The 17274-nt window shown below is 66.3% G+C and carries 19 protein-coding genes, 1 pseudogene and 1 riboswitch; of the genes and pseudogenes, 15 read left to right on the forward strand and 5 right to left on the reverse strand.

Annotated features, from left to right (window positions below):
* Positions 1 to 1176 (forward strand): CaiB/BaiF CoA transferase family protein, encoded by a 1176-nt coding sequence (locus tag AYB31_RS16920; protein ID WP_068829883.1) that lies wholly within the window; start codon positions 1 to 3, stop codon positions 1174 to 1176.
* Between the two features lie 116 nt (positions 1177 to 1292).
* On the opposite strand, the pseudogene AYB31_RS16925 reads toward AYB31_RS16920, so the two are convergent.
* The 3 genes and pseudogenes from AYB31_RS16925 to AYB31_RS16935 all read right to left on the reverse strand — a co-directional run.
* Positions 1293 to 1796 (reverse strand): annotated as a pseudogene (locus AYB31_RS16925) (SprT family zinc-dependent metalloprotease); the annotation flags it as partial.
* A gap of 86 nt (positions 1797 to 1882) precedes the next feature.
* A complete protein-coding gene (locus AYB31_RS16930) occupies positions 1883 to 2482 on the reverse strand; it encodes a Yip1 family protein (RefSeq protein WP_068829885.1) in 600 nt (199 codons plus the stop codon).
* Positions 2483 to 2648: 166 nt separating this feature from the next.
* Positions 2649 to 3242, reverse strand: coding sequence for a DNA-J related domain-containing protein (locus AYB31_RS16935; RefSeq protein WP_068829886.1), 594 nt, complete (start codon positions 3240 to 3242; stop codon positions 2649 to 2651).
* An 86-nt stretch (positions 3243 to 3328) separates the two neighbouring features.
* Between AYB31_RS16935 and ttcA the strand changes: the two genes are divergently transcribed.
* On the forward strand, positions 3329 to 4156 hold the full coding sequence (ttcA, locus tag AYB31_RS16940) for a tRNA 2-thiocytidine(32) synthetase TtcA (RefSeq protein WP_068829887.1): 828 nt from the start codon (positions 3329 to 3331) through the stop codon (positions 4154 to 4156).
* A gap of 40 nt (positions 4157 to 4196) precedes the next feature.
* On the opposite strand, the gene AYB31_RS16945 is transcribed toward ttcA, so the two are convergent.
* The gene (locus AYB31_RS16945; RefSeq protein ID WP_236715574.1) at positions 4197 to 5084 is read right to left on the reverse strand and encodes a LysR family transcriptional regulator; all 888 of its coding nucleotides are present in this window, start codon (positions 5082 to 5084) and stop codon (positions 4197 to 4199) included.
* A gap of 151 nt (positions 5085 to 5235) precedes the next feature.
* Between AYB31_RS16945 and AYB31_RS16950 the strand changes: the two genes are divergently transcribed.
* The 7 genes from AYB31_RS16950 to AYB31_RS16980 all read left to right on the forward strand — a co-directional run bounded on the left by AYB31_RS16950 (position 5236) and on the right by AYB31_RS16980 (position 10236).
* Positions 5236 to 6447: an MFS transporter gene (locus AYB31_RS16950; protein ID WP_068829889.1), complete on the forward strand. Its 1212-nt coding sequence runs from the start codon at positions 5236 to 5238 to the stop codon at positions 6445 to 6447.
* Between the two features lie 81 nt (positions 6448 to 6528).
* Positions 6529 to 7200 (forward strand): DNA-3-methyladenine glycosylase I, encoded by a 672-nt coding sequence (locus tag AYB31_RS16955; RefSeq protein ID WP_068829890.1) that lies wholly within the window; start codon positions 6529 to 6531, stop codon positions 7198 to 7200.
* 26 nt (positions 7201 to 7226) lie between these two features.
* Entirely contained in the window at positions 7227 to 7994 is a 768-nt protein-coding gene (locus AYB31_RS16960; RefSeq protein ID WP_068829891.1) for an NAD-dependent deacylase, read from the forward strand.
* 69 nt (positions 7995 to 8063) lie between these two features.
* On the forward strand, positions 8064 to 8657 hold the full coding sequence (locus AYB31_RS16965; protein ID WP_068829892.1) for a C40 family peptidase: 594 nt from the start codon (positions 8064 to 8066) through the stop codon (positions 8655 to 8657).
* Positions 8658 to 8733: 76 nt separating this feature from the next.
* Complete coding sequence (locus AYB31_RS16970) at positions 8734 to 9249, forward strand: C40 family peptidase (protein ID WP_068829893.1); 516 nt, start codon at positions 8734 to 8736, stop codon at positions 9247 to 9249.
* Entirely contained in the window at positions 9246 to 9908 is a 663-nt protein-coding gene (locus AYB31_RS16975) for a class I SAM-dependent methyltransferase (protein ID WP_068829894.1), read from the forward strand. The genes AYB31_RS16970 and AYB31_RS16975 overlap by 4 nt, the downstream gene beginning before the upstream one ends.
* A gap of 7 nt (positions 9909 to 9915) precedes the next feature.
* Complete coding sequence (locus AYB31_RS16980) at positions 9916 to 10236, forward strand: hypothetical protein (RefSeq protein ID WP_068829895.1); 321 nt, start codon at positions 9916 to 9918, stop codon at positions 10234 to 10236.
* Positions 10237 to 10244: 8 nt separating this feature from the next.
* Here the strand turns inward: AYB31_RS16980 and AYB31_RS16985 are convergent, their stop codons facing one another.
* Entirely contained in the window at positions 10245 to 10574 is a 330-nt protein-coding gene (locus AYB31_RS16985) for a four-helix bundle copper-binding protein (RefSeq protein ID WP_068829896.1), read from the reverse strand.
* 106 nt (positions 10575 to 10680) lie between these two features.
* Positions 10681 to 10907: riboswitch (cobalamin riboswitch) on the forward strand.
* Positions 10908 to 11007: 100 nt separating this feature from the next.
* Here AYB31_RS16985 and btuB point away from each other — a divergent pair.
* Genes btuB through cobD form a run of 6 tightly spaced genes read left to right on the forward strand, consistent with a single transcriptional unit; the run spans position 11008 to position 17268 of the window.
* A complete protein-coding gene (gene btuB / locus AYB31_RS16990; protein ID WP_082805338.1) occupies positions 11008 to 12873 on the forward strand; it encodes a TonB-dependent vitamin B12 receptor in 1866 nt (621 codons plus the stop codon).
* Between the two features lie 11 nt (positions 12874 to 12884).
* Positions 12885 to 13454 (forward strand): hypothetical protein, encoded by a 570-nt coding sequence (locus AYB31_RS16995; RefSeq protein WP_068829897.1) that lies wholly within the window; start codon positions 12885 to 12887, stop codon positions 13452 to 13454.
* Positions 13454 to 14746 (forward strand): cobyrinate a,c-diamide synthase, encoded by a 1293-nt coding sequence (locus AYB31_RS17000; protein ID WP_068829898.1) that lies wholly within the window; start codon positions 13454 to 13456, stop codon positions 14744 to 14746. The genes AYB31_RS16995 and AYB31_RS17000 overlap by 1 nt, the downstream gene beginning before the upstream one ends.
* Positions 14743 to 15390, forward strand: coding sequence for a 5,6-dimethylbenzimidazole synthase (gene bluB, locus AYB31_RS17005; RefSeq protein WP_068829899.1), 648 nt, complete (start codon positions 14743 to 14745; stop codon positions 15388 to 15390). The genes AYB31_RS17000 and bluB overlap by 4 nt, the downstream gene beginning before the upstream one ends.
* Positions 15387 to 16292, forward strand: coding sequence for an adenosylcobinamide-phosphate synthase CbiB (gene cbiB, locus AYB31_RS17010; RefSeq protein ID WP_068829900.1), 906 nt, complete (start codon positions 15387 to 15389; stop codon positions 16290 to 16292). The genes bluB and cbiB overlap by 4 nt, the downstream gene beginning before the upstream one ends.
* Positions 16285 to 17268 carry a threonine-phosphate decarboxylase CobD gene (gene cobD / locus AYB31_RS17015; protein WP_068829901.1) on the forward strand — a complete coding sequence of 328 codons (984 nt, stop codon included), beginning with the start codon at positions 16285 to 16287 and terminating at the stop codon, positions 17266 to 17268. Before cbiB ends, cobD begins: the two co-directional genes overlap by 8 nt.
* Positions 17269 to 17274 lie beyond the last annotated feature (6 nt).

A 17274-nucleotide genomic window follows, 5' to 3' on the forward strand; every position in this document is an offset into this window, starting at 1 on the left:
ATGAAAGGCCCGCTGTCTGCGCTGAAAGTCCTCGACTTCTCCACCCTGCTACCAGGGCCCTTCGCCTCGTTGCTGCTGGCGGACATGGGCGCCGAAGTGCTACGCATCGAATCACCCACGCGCATGGACCTGGTGCGGGTACTGCCGCCGCACGTGGATGGCGTGTCCACCAGTCATGCCTACCTCAACCGTAACAAGCGCTGCCTGGCGCTCGACTTGAAGCAGCCCGAGGCGCTGGAGGTGGTCAAGCGCCTGGTGGCCGAGTACGACATCGTGCTGGAGCAGTTCCGTCCCGGGGTGATGGACAAGCTCGGCCTCGGTTACGAGGCGCTGAAAGCCATCAATCCACGGCTGATCTATGTGTCCATCACCGGCTACGGCCAGACCGGGCCATACAAGGACCGCGCCGGCCATGACCTCAACTACCTGGCCCTGAGCGGCCTGGCCAGCTACACCGGGCGCCGCGACAGCGGGCCGCTGCCGCTCGGCGTGCAGGTGGCGGACATTGCCGGCGGTTCGCTACACGGGGTCATAGGTCTGCTCGCCGCAGTGATCGCCCGGCACAGCACGCGGCAGGGCCAGCACGTCGACATCAGCATGACCGACTGCGCCTTCAGCCTGCACGCCATGGCCGGTGCCGGCTTCCTCGCCGGCGGTGTGGAGCCAGATATGCAGAACCAGATCCTCAACGGCGGCAGCTTCTACGACTACTACCGCACCCGCGACGGTCGCTGGCTGTCGGTGGGCAGCCTGGAACCACAGTTCATGCAGCAGTTCTGTGCCGCCCTCGATCGCCCGGAGCTGGCTGCGCTGGGCATGTCACCCAAGGACCAGCCGGCACTCAGGCGCGAGATCGAGATCGAGATCGAGAAGCACGACCTGGCCGAGTGGCAGCAGCGCTTCGCCGCGCTGGATGCCTGTGTCGAACCGCTGCTGAAGCTGTCCGAGGCGGTCGAGCATCCGCAGCTCAAGGCCCGTGGCGTGGTTACCGAAGTGCCGCGTGAGGGCAAGCCCGCGCAGCGCCAGATCGCCTGCCCGATCCGCTTCTCGCAAGGGCTGCAGCCGCCACGCCATATCGGCGCGGCGGTTGGCGCGCACAACGACGAGGTGTTGCGCGAGCTGGGCTACGACGAAGAGCAGATTGCCGTGCTCAAGGCGAGCAAGGCGCTGGGGTAGCTCGGACTGTGTACCCCTCTCCCCGCGGGAGAGGGGTAGGGGTGAGGGGCTCTCCGCCCCTCGCAAGGCTAGAGTGCGGAGCCGCGTGAGATGAGGAACCATCAGTCCCTACGTCTCTACTCCACCCGCTGCTCGCCACTGAATACCAGGGTCGCGCGGCAGCGCCGGCAGAAGTAGCGGCGGCCCTGGGCGACCAGGCGATGGCGCTGGCCGGAGAAGGGGAACTCGCCATCCGGGCATTGGCACAGGTAGAGGTAGCGGGTGCTCTTGCGCCGTCCCACGTCGTAGGTGTGGCAGCGCTCCGGTGGCAGCTCGTAGACGCCGCGCATGATCAGCTTCCACTCCTCGCCATGGGGCTGGATGCGCCCGCCGAACATCTGGTGGGCGATCAGGTGGGCGACTTCGTGGGCCACCGTCTGCTTGAGGAAGTGTTCGCGGTTCTCCGCGTACAGCTTGGGATTGAAGCGCAGCAGGTTCTCGTGCAGATGGGCGACACCGGCCTTCTGCCCGCGAAGCTTGAAGCTGACTTCGGGGCGGGGAAAGCGGCGTTTGAAGAAGTCTTCGGCCAGCTGGTAGCAGGCTTCGACGCGGGCGTGGAGGGATTCGGGCATCGGCTGATTATGCCGGGCTGGTGCCCCTGATAAAACACGAAGCCGCCCGAAGGCGGCTACATGTGGCGGCAGGCCGGGGTTTCTAATCAATAGCTTTAGTTGGTGTAGACCGGGCCCACGCCGAACCCCCAGAGGATGACCGAGCAAGCGATCATCGCCACCAGCACCACCAGGCCTACGGCCAGGACCGAGCTGGAGAACATGAAGCCTTCATCGGAAGGGATGTTCATGAAGGTTGGAATACCGGCATACAGCAGATAGACCGTGTAGCAGATCGCCGCCGTGCCGATGAACATGCCCAGCCACAGGCTCGGATACAGTGCCGCGACACCGCCGACGAACAGCGGAGTGGCGCAGTAGGCGGCGAATACCACGCACTGGGTGAGGCTTGGGTTGGAGTCGTAGGTACGCGCCATCCAGTGGATGAAGGCGCCCATCACCGCCACGCCGGCGAGCATCGCCAGGTAGGACATGATGGTCATCTGCAAAGCGCTGGTTGCGGTGAGTTTGACCGCCGCGCCGTCGCCGATGCGCCATCCCACCTCGGTGGTGCCGAAGTAGGCGCAGAGTGCGGGGATAGCAGCGAGAATCAGGACGTGGGTCAGGTACATGTGGCTGATGGATTCTTCCTCGCCACGGATTTCCTGCCACTCTTGGTCGGGATGGGTGAAGAGCCCCCAAACATGGTGGATCATGCAGACACCTCCTCTTGTTATTGTCGATCGCCCCCGAGCGTAGCGCTCGGCCCGCGTGCTCAGCGGTGCCGGGTGCAGGCCGAATCACTGCGACCGTATGCCGCAGTATAGGAGAAGGCCGCAGCCCGCGTGAGTCGTGGCTTTAGAGCGAATTGCTCTCTACAGGTCAGCCGTAATAGCGCTGCAATATTTCCATCGCCAGGTTGATCGACTGCAGGCGGCTGGTGCTGCCGCCGCGATCCGGGTGGTGCTGGCTCACCAGCTGCCGATAGCGCTGCTTGATAGTGGCGAGCTTGAGCGGTTGCCCGTCGTCCAGCTCGAAGAGTTCCAGGGCCGCGCGCTTCTCGTCGCCGCCCTGCATGCGCGTCCAGAAGCTGGTCAGCAGCTTCTCCACGTCGTCTTCGTTGGTGTCGCGTAGATGTTGCAGATTGAGATAGTAGTCACGCAGCGGATCGTGCTCGGCCAGTGCCAGGTCGCCGGGGCGCCAGGGTTGCAGCTGTATGCACAGCGGGTTGATGTCCAGGTGCGCGGCCTGTGTTTGCCATAGCCGCTCGCGCAGCTGGTAGAGGGCGTTGAACAGCAGGAAGTGGGTGCGGAACAGCACCAGCTTGTCGTCCAGGCCAAGGTTGGGTATGTGCGTCGAGTGGCGGGCCTTGAGGCTCTGGATCAGCTGGTACTCGCTGATGCCGGCAGGCTCCGCGCGCAGCAGTTCGTGAAGTTGCTCGGCCAGGTCCAGGGCGGGGTTGAGGTCGTTGTTCATCGGCTGAGCCTAACACGGGCTGCCCTGTACGATCTTTGTGCGTAAAATAGCCAGCTTTTCGCCTCCCTCCCGGATTTCCCAGCACCATGTCCAGCAGCCTTTCGGTCAACCAGAACAAACTGCAGAAACGCCTGCGCCGCCTGGCCGGCGAAGCCATCGCCGACTTCAACATGATCGAGGATGGCGACAAGGTGATGGTCTGCCTGTCCGGCGGCAAGGACAGCTACACCATGCTCGACATCCTGCTGTACCTGCAGAAGGTCGCGCCGATCCAGTTCGAGATCGTCGCGGTGAACATGGACCAGAAGCAGCCGGGCTTCCCCGAGCACGTGCTGCCGGCCTACCTGGAATCCATCGGCGTGCCGTACCACATCATCGAGAAGGACACCTACTCGGTGGTGAAGGAGAAGATCCCGGAAGGCAAGACCACCTGCTCGCTGTGTTCGCGCCTGCGCCGCGGCACTCTTTATACCTACGCCGATGAGATCGGCGCGACCAAGATGGCCCTCGGTCACCACCGCGACGACATCCTGGAAACCTTCTTCCTCAACATGTTCTACGGCGGCACGCTGAAGGCCATGCCGCCCAAGCTGTTGTCCGACGACGGCCGCAACGTGGTGATCCGCCCGCTGGCCTACTGCAACGAGAAGGACATCGAGGCCTACTCCGAGCTCAAGGAGTTCCCGATCATCCCGTGCAACCTCTGTGGCTCGCAGGAAAATCTGCAGCGCCAGGTGGTCAAGGAAATGCTTACCGAGTGGGAGCGCAAGAGCCCGGGCCGCACCGAAATCATGTTCCGCGCCCTGCAGAACGTGGTGCCCTCGCAGCTGGCCGACCGCAACCTGTTCGACTTCCAGAGCCTGAAAATCGACGACAGCGCCACGCCGCGCTTCCTCGATGTGATGAGCCTCTGACCCCTGCGGTACACGCCTGCCTGGCCAGTCCGCTGGGCGTCTAGGCCTGGCCGCTCGGTGGGCGCATGCCGGCGATGCCCGGGATCGCCTCTCTCATGCAGGCGGCGAATGCCTTGAGGCGTGCCGGGTAGAAGCGGGCATAGGGATACACCAGGTGCACGGGCAGGGCGGGCGCTTCCCAACCTTCGGCCAGCTGGCACAGGCGGCCGCTGGCAAGATCCTCCACCACCATCCAGCTCGATAGCAGTGCGGCGCCGAGGCCCGCCCGCGCTGCACTGCGTGCCGCATAGAGGCTGTCGGTGGTCAGGCGCGGGGTGATTCGCACGTGTTCGCGGCCGCCGTTGCCGTCATGCAGCGTCAGTTCGTTGCGGTAGAGTCGGGGCAGGGCGATCCAGGGCAGGGATTCCAGATCTCGTGGTGCACGGGGCGGCTCGCCGCCACCCCAAAGCTCCGGGGCTGCCACCAGAATGCGCGGTACTTCGGCCAGTTGTAGCGCGACCAGCGCTTCATCCTCGATCTCTCCCACGCGAATGGCGCAGTCGATGCCTTGCGCGATGAAGTCCGTCGGGCTGTCGTGCAGCAACCATTGCACCGTGACTTCCGGGTGCTGCTTCATGAATGCCGTCAACGGGCCCACCAGAAGCTCCTGACCGAATGCGTGCGGCGCGATGACCCGCAGATGACCGCGGGGCTCGTCCTTGCCGCCGCGCAGATCGGCTTCGACGGCCGCCCAGTTTTCCAGCAAGGCCTTGGCATGGGCGTAGCAGCGTTCGCCGTCCTCGGTGAGCCTCATGGCATGGGTGGAGCGTTGCAACAGCCGCAAGCCGAGCATCCGCTCGAGCCACTGCAGACGCCTGCTCACCGTGGGTTGCGTGGTGTTCATCTGCACCGCTGCGGCAGAGAGACTGCCGGCTTCGACGATGCGCACGAAGGTCTGCAGAAGCTCCAGCCTGTCCGACCCTGATTCAGATCTGCTCATACGTATGGCGCATATATGTTGTTCATTCCTGCCTTCTACACGATCAAAGCATGCGCGTGAAGAATGGGTGACGTTATTCATCCTTCTCTGGGAGCAACTCATGAACATCACTCAAAGCCGTCAGGACGGGATAGCGCCGGCCATCGACATCCCTCGCGGACGGGTACTGCTCCTGGCCAGTGGTGCAGGTCTGGCCGTGGCCTCGATTTACTACAGCCAGCCGATGCTGGGGGTTCTCGCGGGCGATCTGGGGGCTGGCACCCGTGAAGTCGGGCTGATCCCGACGCTGACGCAACTGGGGTATGCGCTGGGCATACTGCTGCTCGCGCCGCTGGGTGATCGCTATGATCGCCGCTCCCTGATACTGCTCAAATCCCTGCTGCTGGCACTGGCGCTGCTGGCCTGCGGCCTGCTTGGCAATGTGCCCCTGCTGCTGGCTGCGAGCCTGGTCGTCGGGCTAAGCGCGACCCTGGCGCAGGACATTGTGCCGGCCGCCGCGACCCTGGCCCCCGAGGCCCGGCGCGGCAAGGTGGTCGGTACGGTCATGACCGGGCTGCTGCTGGGTATTCTGCTCTCGCGCGTCGCCAGCGGTTTCATCGCCGAGCACTGGGGCTGGCGCAGCGTGTACCTGGCCGCAGCTGTGAGCATCCTGCTTTTTGCCGTCGCGGCCTGGCATGGTTTGCCGCGCTTCGCTGTGGCCAATCGTATGCGCTACGGGCGGCTGCTGGGTTCGATGCTGGGGTTGTGGTGTGCACATCCCGAACTGCGCCGCGCCGCTTTCGCCCAGGGTCTGCTGTCTCTGGGGTTCAGCGCCTTCTGGTCCACCCTGGCGGTGATGCTGTATGAGCAGTTCCATCTAGGCAGTGCCGTTGCCGGAGCTTTTGGCCTGGCCGGCGCGGCCGGGGCCCTGGCCGCGCCGTTGGCGGGTCGGCTGGCGGATGCGCGTGGCTCCGAACTGGTAGTGCGCCTCGGTGCCGGCTTGAGCACGCTGGCTTTCGCAGCGATGGGCTTGGGTGCGTTCATGCCTGGCTTGGGGCAGCTGTGGCTGATCGTCGTGGCTGCGATTGCCTTCGACTTCGGTATCCAGGCGGCCCTGGTGGCGCACCAGACACAGGTTTACGGTCTGGATCCGGCCGCCCGCAGCCGCCTCAATGCCTTGCTGTTCACTGGCATGTTCATCGGTATGGCCAGTGGCGCGGTGCTGGGCAGCATGGCGCTGGCCAGTTGGGGGTGGACGGGCGTGGCAGCTGTCGCCACGGCGGCAGCCGCTGCGGCATTGCTGGTGCGACTGGCTCCACGTCGGCGCGGTTGAAATACCGTGGTCGTGCGCGCACGGCTTGCTCGCCCCGGGCGGTGCGGGCAACCTGTGCTCCCGTTTCGACAAGGGCTTCTCATGCGCGACTATCAATGGATTCACGAGTACTGCCTGAACCGTTTCGGTTCGACCGCAGCCCTGGAGGCCATGCTGCCGCAACCGCGCAGCGACGCCGAATTGCGCGCCCTGGGCGATGATCGCTACCTGTCGCTGATCGCCCTGCGCGTGTTCCGCGCCGGGCTCAAGCACAGCCTGGTGGATGCCAAGTGGCCGGCCTTCGAACAGGCCTTCTTCGGCTTTGACCCGCACAAGGTGGTGCTGATGGGCGCCGAGCACCTGGAGCGGCTGATGCAGGACACCCGCCTGATTCGCCACCTGGGCAAGCTCAAGAGCGTGCCGCGCAATGCCCAGTTCGTCCTGGATGTGCAAAAGGAGAAGGGCAGTTTCGGCGCGCTGATCGCCGATTGGCCAGTAAGCGACATCGTCGGCCTGTGGAAATATCTGGCCAAGCACGGCAGCCAGCTTGGCGGACAGTCGGCACCGCGGCTGCTGCGCATGGTCGGCAAGGACACCTTCATTGCCAGCGAGGACATGGTCGCCGCGCTCAAGGCGCAGAAGATCATCGACAAGGCGCCGACCAGCCAGAAGGAGCTGGCCGCCGTGCAGGCCGCCTTCAACCAGTGGCAGGAGCAGAGCGGTCGTCCGCTGTGCCAGTTGTCTATGATGCTGGCGCACACGGTCAATCACTAGCCCGCTCACGGAACGGAGGGTCAAGCGTGGATAGCGACATTCTCAGCGTCGCCCGGGCCATCCAGCAGGCCGAACGCATCCTGATCATCACCGGCGCCGGGCTGTCGGCGGACTCCGGCTTGCCCACCTATCGCGGCCTCGGCGGCCTGTACAACGGCCTCACCGCCGAAGGCCTGCCAATCGAGGTGGCGTTGTCCGGGCCGATGCTGCAGCGCGATCCGGCGTTGTGCTGGCGTTACCTGGCCCAGCTCGGCGCCGCCTGCCTGGGTGCCACGCCGAATGCCGGGCATCGAGCCATCGCCGAGCTGCAGCGCCTCAAACCCGAATGCTGGGTGTTGACCCAGAACATCGACGGTTACCACCGCCAGGCCGGGTCGCCGCTGGAGCGGCTGATCGAGATCCATGGCGAGCTGGCGCCGCTGTATTGCCAGTCCTGCGGTGCCGAGGATGCGGAGTTGGCCGCGCACCTGCAGCGACCATTGCCGCCGCTCTGTGCCCGCTGTGGGGGCGTGCTGCGCCCACCTGTGGTGCTGTTCGAGGAAATGCTGCCGGAAGATGCCATTGGTCGGCTTTATGAGCAGGTGCGCGAGGGCTTCGAGGTGGTACTGGCGGTCGGCACTACGGCGAGCTTCCCCTACATAGTCGAGCCTGTGCTCGAAGCCCGCAGGAATGGGGGTTTTACGGTGGAAGTGAACCCGCAGCAGACCGATATCAGTCGCCGCGTCGATGTCCGTTTGTCGGGGAGGGCGTCAGACGTTTTGCCGGAACTAGTAGGTCACATTTCCGGGCATTGAATTTGCAAATCGTCGAATCAGACGGCATAGTCGCCGGCCATAAAAGAACCCTTCGACACGGTCGTGCCCATGCTAAAGCGCTTCGCACCCCTCGTGCCCATTGCACTCACAGTTCTGCTGGCGGCCTGCGCCAGCCAGGCTCCGCAACCACAAGTCAGCGTGGTCGAGCCACAACCCACGGTCGAGTACCTGTCCGACGAGGACATGGCCGAACTGACCGACGACAAGCCCTATGAAATGCCGCAGCTGGCGGACAGCATCCTCAGTGAAGGCCTGTCGCTGATCGGCACTCGGTACCGTTACGGCGGTTCGTCGATCAAGACCGGCTTCGACTGCAGCGGCTTCATCGGTTATCTGTTCAAGGAAGAGGCGGGCATGCAGCTGCCGCGCTCGACTCGCGAGATGATCAACATGGACGCCCCGCTGGTGGCTCGCGATGAGCTGGAGCCGGGCGATGTGATCTTCTTCAGCACCCGTGGTCGTGGCCGCGTCAGCCATGCCGGGATCTATCTGGGCGATGACCAGTTCATCCATTCCAGCAGCAGTCGCAGTGGTGGTGTGCGCGTGGACAGCATTGGCAGCGGCTACTGGAAGCGCAATTACCTGGAAGCCAAGCGTCTGCTGGCCCTGGCGCCCGAACAGGAAAGCGCCGGACATCGTTGATCGCCATCGGCCTCAGGCTTGCGCCCGGGGCCGCCAGCCGGCAGAGTAGGGCGCATTCCGGTCAGGACGCCCGCCCATGCCTTTTTCGGCTCGCCTCACCCTGCTAGCTCTCGCCGCGCTGCTTACCGCCTGCGCCGGCAAGCCTCCCGTCGAACAAACCTACAGTCCCTTTCCGATCGTCAACGCCAGCGCCGACGATGTGCTGATCAGCGCTATCGGCCTGGTCGGTACGCCATACCGCTATGGTGGCAATACGCCGGACAGCGGTTTCGACTGCAGTGGTCTGATCGGCTACGTCTACCGCAACTCGGCCGGTATCAGCCTGCCGCGTTCGACCCGCGAGATGATCCGCGTGCGTGCGCCCAGCATCGGCCGTGCTGATCTGCAGAGCGGCGATCTGGTGTTCTTCGCCACCAATGGTGGCGGCCAGGTCAGTCATGCCGGTATCTATGTCGGCGAAGGGCGCTTCGTGCACGCGCCTTCCAGTGGCGGCACGGTGCGCCTGGACTACCTCGACCAGGCCTACTGGCAGAAGAGCTTTCTCAGCGCCAAGCGGGTGCTGAGCGGCGACAGCCTGGCGCGCCAGCCGTGACCCAGCGCAGCCTCAATCTCGACGACAACCTCTACCAGTACCTGCTGGACATCTCCCTGCGCGAGTCGCCACTGTTGCAGCGCCTGCGCGAGGAAACCGCGCGGCTGCCCATGGCGCGCTGGCAGATAGCCCCCGAGCAGGGCCAGTTCATGGCGCTGCTGGTGCAACTGACTGGCGCGCGCAAGATCCTCGAAATCGGCACCTTCACCGGCTACAGCGCCCTGTGCATGGCTCAGGCCCTGCCGGCGGACGGGCGCCTGCTGTGTTGCGACCTGCCCGGTGACTACAACGCCATCGCCGAACGCTACTGGTACGAGGCGGGCGTCAGCGAACGTATCGAACTGCGCCTGGCGCCGGCCCTGGAAACGCTCAGTGCGTTGGTACGTGGCGGCCAGGGCGAGAGCTTCGACCTGATCTTCATCGATGCCGACAAGGCCAACTACCCGGTCTACCTGGAGCACGCCCTGGTGCTGGCTCGTCAGGGCGGGCTGATCCTGTTCGACAACGTGCTGTGGAGCGGCCGGGTGCTCGAACAGAGCCCGGACAGCGCAGATACCCGCGCCATCCAGGCGCTCAATCGCACGCTCAAACGCGACCAGCGCATCGATTTGTCGATGCTGCCCCTGGGCGATGGCCTGAGCCTCTGTCGCAAGCGCTGAGTGCCGCATGGCTGAACCGATCCGCCTGCCGCCCCAGCCCGAGGCCTGTGAGTTATGCCTGCGGGCAGTGCCCTTGACCCGTCACCACCTGATCCCCAAGGCGCTGCATGACAAGCCCTATGTGCAGAAGCGCTACGCCAGGAGCGAACGCATCACCGCCACCCTGTGGGTCTGCCGCGCCTGTCACAACCAGATCCACAAGCTGTTCAGCGAGAAGGAGCTGGCATTGACCTACAACTGCCGCGAAGCGCTGCTCGGCGATGAGGGCCTACGAACCTTCGTAGAGTGGTTGGCGAGCAAACCGGCCGGTTTCATGCCGCGGCCCTGAGTCGCTCGTCAGGCAGCCATCACCTCGCAGGCTTCGACGCAGTGCTGGCAGGCCTTGGCGCATTGTTGGCAATGGCCCTTCTGGTGCTTGCTGCACTCCTCGGCGCAGGCCTGGCAGGTTAGCGCACAGAGTCGGCAGATTTCGTCGCACAGCGGGCTGTCACGCACCATCAGGCGTTCGGCCAGGCGGCACATGTCGGCGCAGTCGATATCGCAGGTGATGCAGGTCGCCATGTGCTGCAGGTCGGGTTCCCGGAGGCAGGCGGCGGCGCAGGTTTCGCACGCGACAGCACAGGCGTTGCAGGCCTGGATACAGGATGCATAGCGGTTGCGGGTCATGGGATTCTCCTTTGCCAGGGTGTTTGGGTTGTGAGCCCCGTGCGTTCGCAGGGTTCGACCTGTCTGCCAGGCGGTTGCCGATTGACCCCGGCAGGGGCGGCCACTAAGCTGCGCGCCTGCTTCAGGTGCCCCCGCCGCATGCGGTCGAGGGGTGAAACAGGGAAGCCGGTGCGTGCTGCGTTGATCGCAGGCACCATTCCGGCGCTGCCCCCGCAACGGTAGGTGAGTCAAAGGTCGCATCCCGCCACTGTGCTTCGGCATGGGAAGGCGCGACCCGCAAGCCGCATGGCTTGGCTCACGAGCCCGGAGACCGGCCTGTCGCAATCCACGGCATTGCGGAGGGCGGCGCCGGGCGCGCCTGCCGCGTTCCCGTTCGTTCTCCAAAGGCCTTATCCCGCAGTGTCGCGCGGGTGGCGCGACGGAGAACGACAACTTGAGCAAGCCCGATTTGCGGCTGGCGGCGTGCGCGCTGCTGAGCCTTTCCCCCTTTGCCGTGCAGGCGAACTCTCTCAACCTTGATCAACAGGTGGTTACTGCTACCCGTACCACGACCCCGCTGGTGGCGATCGCCTCCAGTAGCGTGATCACTCGCGACGATATCGAACGGACCCAGGCCTCCACCGTGCCCGATGTGCTGCGCGGCCTGGCCGGCGTGCAGATCGTCAGCAACGGTGGGCGCGGCAAGAGCACCTCGCTGTACCTGCGCGGCAGTACCGAGAAGCAGGTGCTGGTGCTGATCGACGGCATCAAGGTCGGCTCGGCCACCTCCGGTGCCGCCGCCCTGCAGGACATTCCGCTGGCCCTGGTCGAGCGTATCGAGGTGGTCCGCGGGCCGCGTTCCAGCCTGTACGGTTCCGAGGCCCTGGGCGGGGTGATCCAGGTCTTCACCCGGCGCGGCGCGGGGCAGGGCTTCAAACCCTATCTGGCGCTGGGTGCCGGCAGTCGCTCCAGCTACAGCGGCAGTGCCGGCCTGGCCGGTGGTGGCGACAACGGCTGGTTCAGTCTGGGTGTCAGCAGCGAGGATACCGACGGCATCAATGCCCGGGCCTATCGTCCCAGCGCGCCCAAGGCTTACGAGGCCGATGCCGATGGCTATCGCAACCTCTCCGGCTCGCTGCGCGGTGGCTATCGCTTCGGCAACGGCCTGGAACTGGATGGCAGCTGGCTGCAGTCGAGCATCCACAGCGACCAGGACCTGCGCAGCAGCTCCGGCAAGAGCGGGCGCTACGGCTATGCCGATGGCGAGCAGCAGGTCCTCGGCGGGCGTGCTCGTTTCTCGCCGTTAGAGCCCTGGGCCGTCACCCTGCAGGCCGGGCACAGTGAGGAGCGCACCGACAATTTCCGCGATGACGACTTCTACTCGCGCTTCGATACCGAGCGCGACAGCCTGGGCTGGCAGAACGACTTCAGGTTGACCGAGGACCAGCTGCTGACCCTGGGTTACGACTACCAGCAGGACCGTATCGACACCTCGGACGACTACGCCGAGGACTCGCGCGACAACCACGGCTACTACGCCCAGTACCAGCTGCGCCTGGGCCGCCATGGCCTGAGCGCCGGCCTGCGTCGCGACGACAACCAGCAGTTCGGCCAGCACGACACCGGCAACCTGGGCTGGAGCTATGACCTGTCCGACAGCCTGACCCTCAGCGCCGCCTATGGCACCGCCTTCCGCGCGCCGACCTTTAACGACCTGTACTACCCGGCGAGCGCTTCGACTGCCGGTAACCCGGATCTGCAGCCGGAGGAGTCGGAAAACTACGAACTCGGCCTGCGCGGTCTCGCCGGTTGGGGTGAGTGGAGCGTCAGTGCCTTCGAGAACCAGATCGACGACCTGATCGTCTGGGCCGGCCGCAGCCCGATGCGCCCGGAGAATGTCGAGTCGGCGCGCATCCGTGGCCTGGAGTCGATGGTGCGCAGTCAGGTGGCGGACTGGGATCTGGCCGCGACTCTGACCCTGCTCGACCCGCAGGATCGCAGTGCGGAGAACCACGGCCACCAGCTGGCGCGCCGGGCCAAGCGCACCTTCAACCTGGATGCCGACCGCCGCTTCGGCGACTTCGGCGTGGGCGCCACGCTGTTCGCGGCCAGCCAGCGCTTCGACGATGCCAGTAACGACGAGGACTCGCGCCTGCCGGGCTATGCCCTGGTCGACCTGCGCGGCGAGTACCACATCGACGCCGAGTGGCAGGTGCAGGCCAAGGTCAGCAACCTGTTCGACCGCGACTACGAAACGGCGCAGACCTACGAGCAACCCGGTCGTGCGTTCTACCTGACCCTGCGCTATCAGGCGCTCTGAGGATCTTTGTCATGCCCGTACTTTCTCCTCGCAGCCAGCTGTTGATCGGCCTGGTCCTCGCCCTGTTGCTGGCGGTGACCCGCGGCCAGCACTTCGCCACATTGAACCTGCCCAGCGCCAGCTGGGCGGTGTTCTTCCTCGCCGGCGTACTGCTGCACCCGCGCTGGGTCTTTCCCGCGCTGTTCGTACTGGCCAGCGCGCTGGACTTCGCCATGGTGGCGAGCGGCACTGTCACTGACTGGTGCACCTCGCCAGCCTACTGGATGCTGCTGCCGGCCTATGGCGCGCTGTGGCTGGGCGGGCGCCTGTATGCGCGCTGGCATCGTGAGCAGGCCGTTAGCCTGGTGACACTGGCGTTGACGGTGCTAGTGGCGGCGTTGGTCTGCCACCTGCTGTCCAGCGGCGGTTTCTACTTCCTCTCCGGGCGTTATGCGGAGCCGAGCCTGGCCGGCTTCCTGCCGCGCATCGGCCATTACTACCCGCGCTTTCTCGGCAACATGGCGCTGTACGTCGGCGTGGCGAGCCTGCTGTATCTCGGCTGGCGCGCGGCCAGCGGCCTGAAGCCGCGCGTGGCGGGCTGATGGCGGGGCGCGCCTGTCCGGCCCTGCTGATCGCTGCCCCGGCGTCCGGCCAGGGCAAGACCACGGTGACCGCCGCGCTGGCGCGCCTGCACACGCGTGCCGGGCGGCGGGTGCGGGTGTTCAAGTGCGGCCCGGATTTTCTCGACCCGATGATCCTGCAGCGCGCCAGCGGCGCGCCGGTATACCAGCTCGACCTGTGGATGGTGGGTGAGGCCGAGAGCCGGCGTTTGCTCTGGCAGGCGGCGGGCGAGGCCGATCTGATCCTGATCGAAGGCGTGATGGGACTGTTCGACGGCCAACCCTCGGCAGCCGACCTGGCGCGCCGTTTCAGCGTGCCGGTGCTCGGCGTGATCGATGCCAGTGCCATGGCGCAGACCTTCGCCGCCGTCGCTCACGGTCTGGCCAGCTATCAGGCGGACCTGCCGTTTGCCGGCGTGCTGGCCAATCGCACCGGCAGCGCCACGCATGCCGAGCTACTGCGGGCCTGCCTGCCAAGCGCTCTGAGCTGGTTCGGCGCCTTGCCGCGCAGTGCCGATGTCGAGTTGCCCAGCCGCCACCTGGGCCTGGTGCAGGCGGCGGAACTGGTCGATCTGGATGCACGCCTGGATGCGGCGGCGGATGCGCTGCTGGCCAGTGCCGGCGCCGTGCTGCCAGCTGCAGTGACGTTCATTGCTCCTGCCGCGGAGGTGTTAGAGCGCCGGCTGGCGGGTGTGCGTATCGGCGTGGCGCGCGACGGCAGCTTTTCCTTCATCTACCAGGCCAACCTCGACCTGCTGCAGGCGCTCGGCGCCGAGCTGGTGTATTTCTCGCCGCTGGTCGATGCCCGCCTGCCGCCGGTGGATAGCCTGTATCTGCCCGGCGGCTACCCCGAACTGCACCTGCAGCAACTGGCCGGCAACCAGCCGATGCTAGCGGCGATTCGTGAGCATCACAGGGCGGGCAAACCGATCCTCGCCGAGTGCGGCGGCATGCTCTATCTGCTGCAGGCACTGACTGACAAACAGGGCGAACGTGCCGAGCTGGTCGGGCTGCTACCGGGCGCGGCGAGGATGCAGCCGCGCCTGGCCGCGCTGGCGTTGCAGCAAGTAGAGCTGCAGCAGGGCAGCCTGCGCGGGCATACTTACCACCATTCGACGCTGGACTGCCCGTTGCAGCCCGGCGCCCGGGGCGCCTGCCCCAATCAGCGACGCGCAGCCGAAGCGGTCTATCAGATAGGGCGCCTCACGGCGTCCTACATCCACTTCTATCTGCCGTCCAACCCGCGGGCGGCGGCCGAGCTATTGCTGCCATGACCGACCACGCCTACCGCCCCGAGGACCGCGCCGCCGTCTACCGCGCCATTGCCGAGCGCCGCGACATGCGCCACTTCGCCGGCGGCGAGGTGTCCCCGGAACTGCTGCAACGCCTGCTGGCGGCCGCGCACCAGGCGCCCAGCGTCGGCCTGATGCAGCCCTGGCGCTTCATTCGCATTACCCGTCCGCCGCTGCGCGAGGCCATTCACGGCCTGGTCGAGGCCGAGCGGGTGCGTACCGCCGAGGCGCTGGGTGAGCGCAGCGACGCGTTCATGCGGCTCAAGGTCGAAGGCATCCGCGATTGCGCCGAGCTGTTGGTGGCGGCGCTGATGGACGGCCGCGAGGCCCATGTGTTCGGCCGCCGCACCTTGCCGCAGATGGACCTGGCCTCGCTCAGCTGCGCCATCCAGAACCTCTGGCTGGCGGCGCGTGCCGAGGGATTAGGCATGGGCTGGGTGTCGCTGTTCGAACCCGAGGCCCTGGCCGAGTTGCTCGGCATGCCGCCCGGCAGCCAGCCCGTGGCGGTGCTGTGCCTGGGGCCGGTGCATGAGTTCTACGAACGGCCGATGCTGGTCGAGGAGGGCTGGGCCGAGGAGCGACCGCTGGCCGAGCTGCTGTTCACCGACAGCTGGGGACAGCGATGAGCCTGGTACTTGCCGTATTGGCCGGGCTGGGCCTGGATGCCTGGCTGGGCGAGCCACGCCGCTGGCACCCGCTGGTGGGCTTCGGCAACCTGGCCCAGCGCATCGAGCAGCGGCTCAATGCCGGCGGGCGCGGCTGGCGTAGCCACGGCGTCACCGGCTGGTGCATGGCGGTGCTGCCGGCGGTGGCCCTGGTGTGGCTGCTGAGCCTGAGCAGCTTGGGCTGGCTGGTTGATATCCTCGCCCTGTATTGCGCCGTTGGCCTGAAGAGTTTGGCCCAACATGCCCTGCCCGTGGCCCAGGCCCTGCGCCTGGGGCAGCTGGACGAGGCGCGTCAGCGCGTCGGCTATCTGGTCAGCCGGCGTACCAGCGAGCTGGACGCCACGGCCGTGGCCCGCGCCGGCACCGAATCGGTGCTGGAGAATGGTTCCGACGCAGTCTTCGCCGCGCTGTTCTGGTTCTGCCTGCTCGGCGCGCCGGGCGTGGTGCTGTATCGCCTGAGCAATACCCTGGACGCCATGTGGGGCTACCGCAACGAGCGTTTCGAGCGCTTCGGCTGGGCGGCGGCGAAGGTCGACGATGCACTCAACTATGTGCCGGCGCGCCTGGTCGCGCTGACCTACGCGCTGCTCGGTCAGACGCACCACGCCATCCGTTGCTGGAGCCTGCAGGCGCCGCAGTGGGACAGCCCCAACGCCGGGCCGGTGATGGCCGCCGGGGCCGGTGCGCTGGGTGTGCGCCTGGGCGGGGCGGCGGTCTACCACGGCGTCGAGGAACAGCGCCCGCAGCTGGGTGAGGGCGCCGAGGCACAGGCGCGGGACATCGAACGGGCGCTCAATCTGGTGTATGCCGGCGTAGGCTTGTGGCTGCTGGTATTGATCGCGGGAGGAGTCTGGCTTGCTTGAGCATGGTGGCCGCGTGCGCCTGGCGGCGCAGCAATTCGGCATCGAACTGAACCAATGGCTGGACCTGTCCACCGGCATCGCGCCCTATGCCTGGCCTTTGCCGGTGATTTCGGCGGACGCCTGGAACCGTTTGCCGGAGAAGGACGACGGTCTGGAAGCCGCGGCGCGGGATTATTACGGCGTGCAGTCGCTGCTGCCGGTGGCCGGCTCGCAGGCGGCGATCCAGCTTCTGCCGCGCCTGCGCGGCGAGTCGCGGGTCGGCATCGTCGCGCCGGCCTATGCCGAGCATGCCCAGGCCTGGCGCCGCGAGGGCCACCGTCTGCAGGAGATCAGCGAGGGTTCGGTGCATCGCGCGCTGGAGCGTCTGGACGTGCTGGTGGTGATCAATCCGAATAACCCTACGGGGCGGCGCATCGAGGTCGAGCAATTGCTGAGCTGGCATGCGCAGCTGGCCGAGCGCGGTGGCTGGCTGGTGGTGGACGAAGCCTTCATCGACTGCACGCCAGAGCTGAGCCTGGCCGCCCACAGCCACCTGCCGGGGCTGGTCGTGCTGCGCTCGTTCGGCAAGTTCTTCGGCCTGGCTGGCATGCGCCTCGGCTTCGTCCTGGCCGAGGCTGACCTGTTGCAGCGGCTGGACGCGCTGCTCGGCCCCTGGACCGTGGCCGGCCCAACTCGCGAAGTGGCGCGTGCCGCGTTGCTGGATGGTGTGCATCAGGAGTATCAGCGCCAACGTTTGCAGGCCGACGGCCTGCGCCTGGCCGTGTTGCTCAGCCACTATGGCCTGCCGCCGGCGGGGGGCACCTCGCTGTTCCAGCTGGTGCTGCATGAGCGGCCGCCCGAGTTGCACGCGTTTCTCGCCCAGCGCGGCATTCTGGTTCGGCTGATCAACGCACCTTCCGGTCTGCGTTTCGGCTTGCCGGGAGACGAGACGGGCTGGGCACGGCTGGAGCAGGCGCTTAAGGAGTACCGTTCGTGACGGCGA

Source organism: Pseudomonas sp. BMS12, assembly GCF_001592875.1.
In the GTDB taxonomy this organism is placed as follows: domain Bacteria; phylum Pseudomonadota; class Gammaproteobacteria; order Pseudomonadales; family Pseudomonadaceae; genus Aquipseudomonas.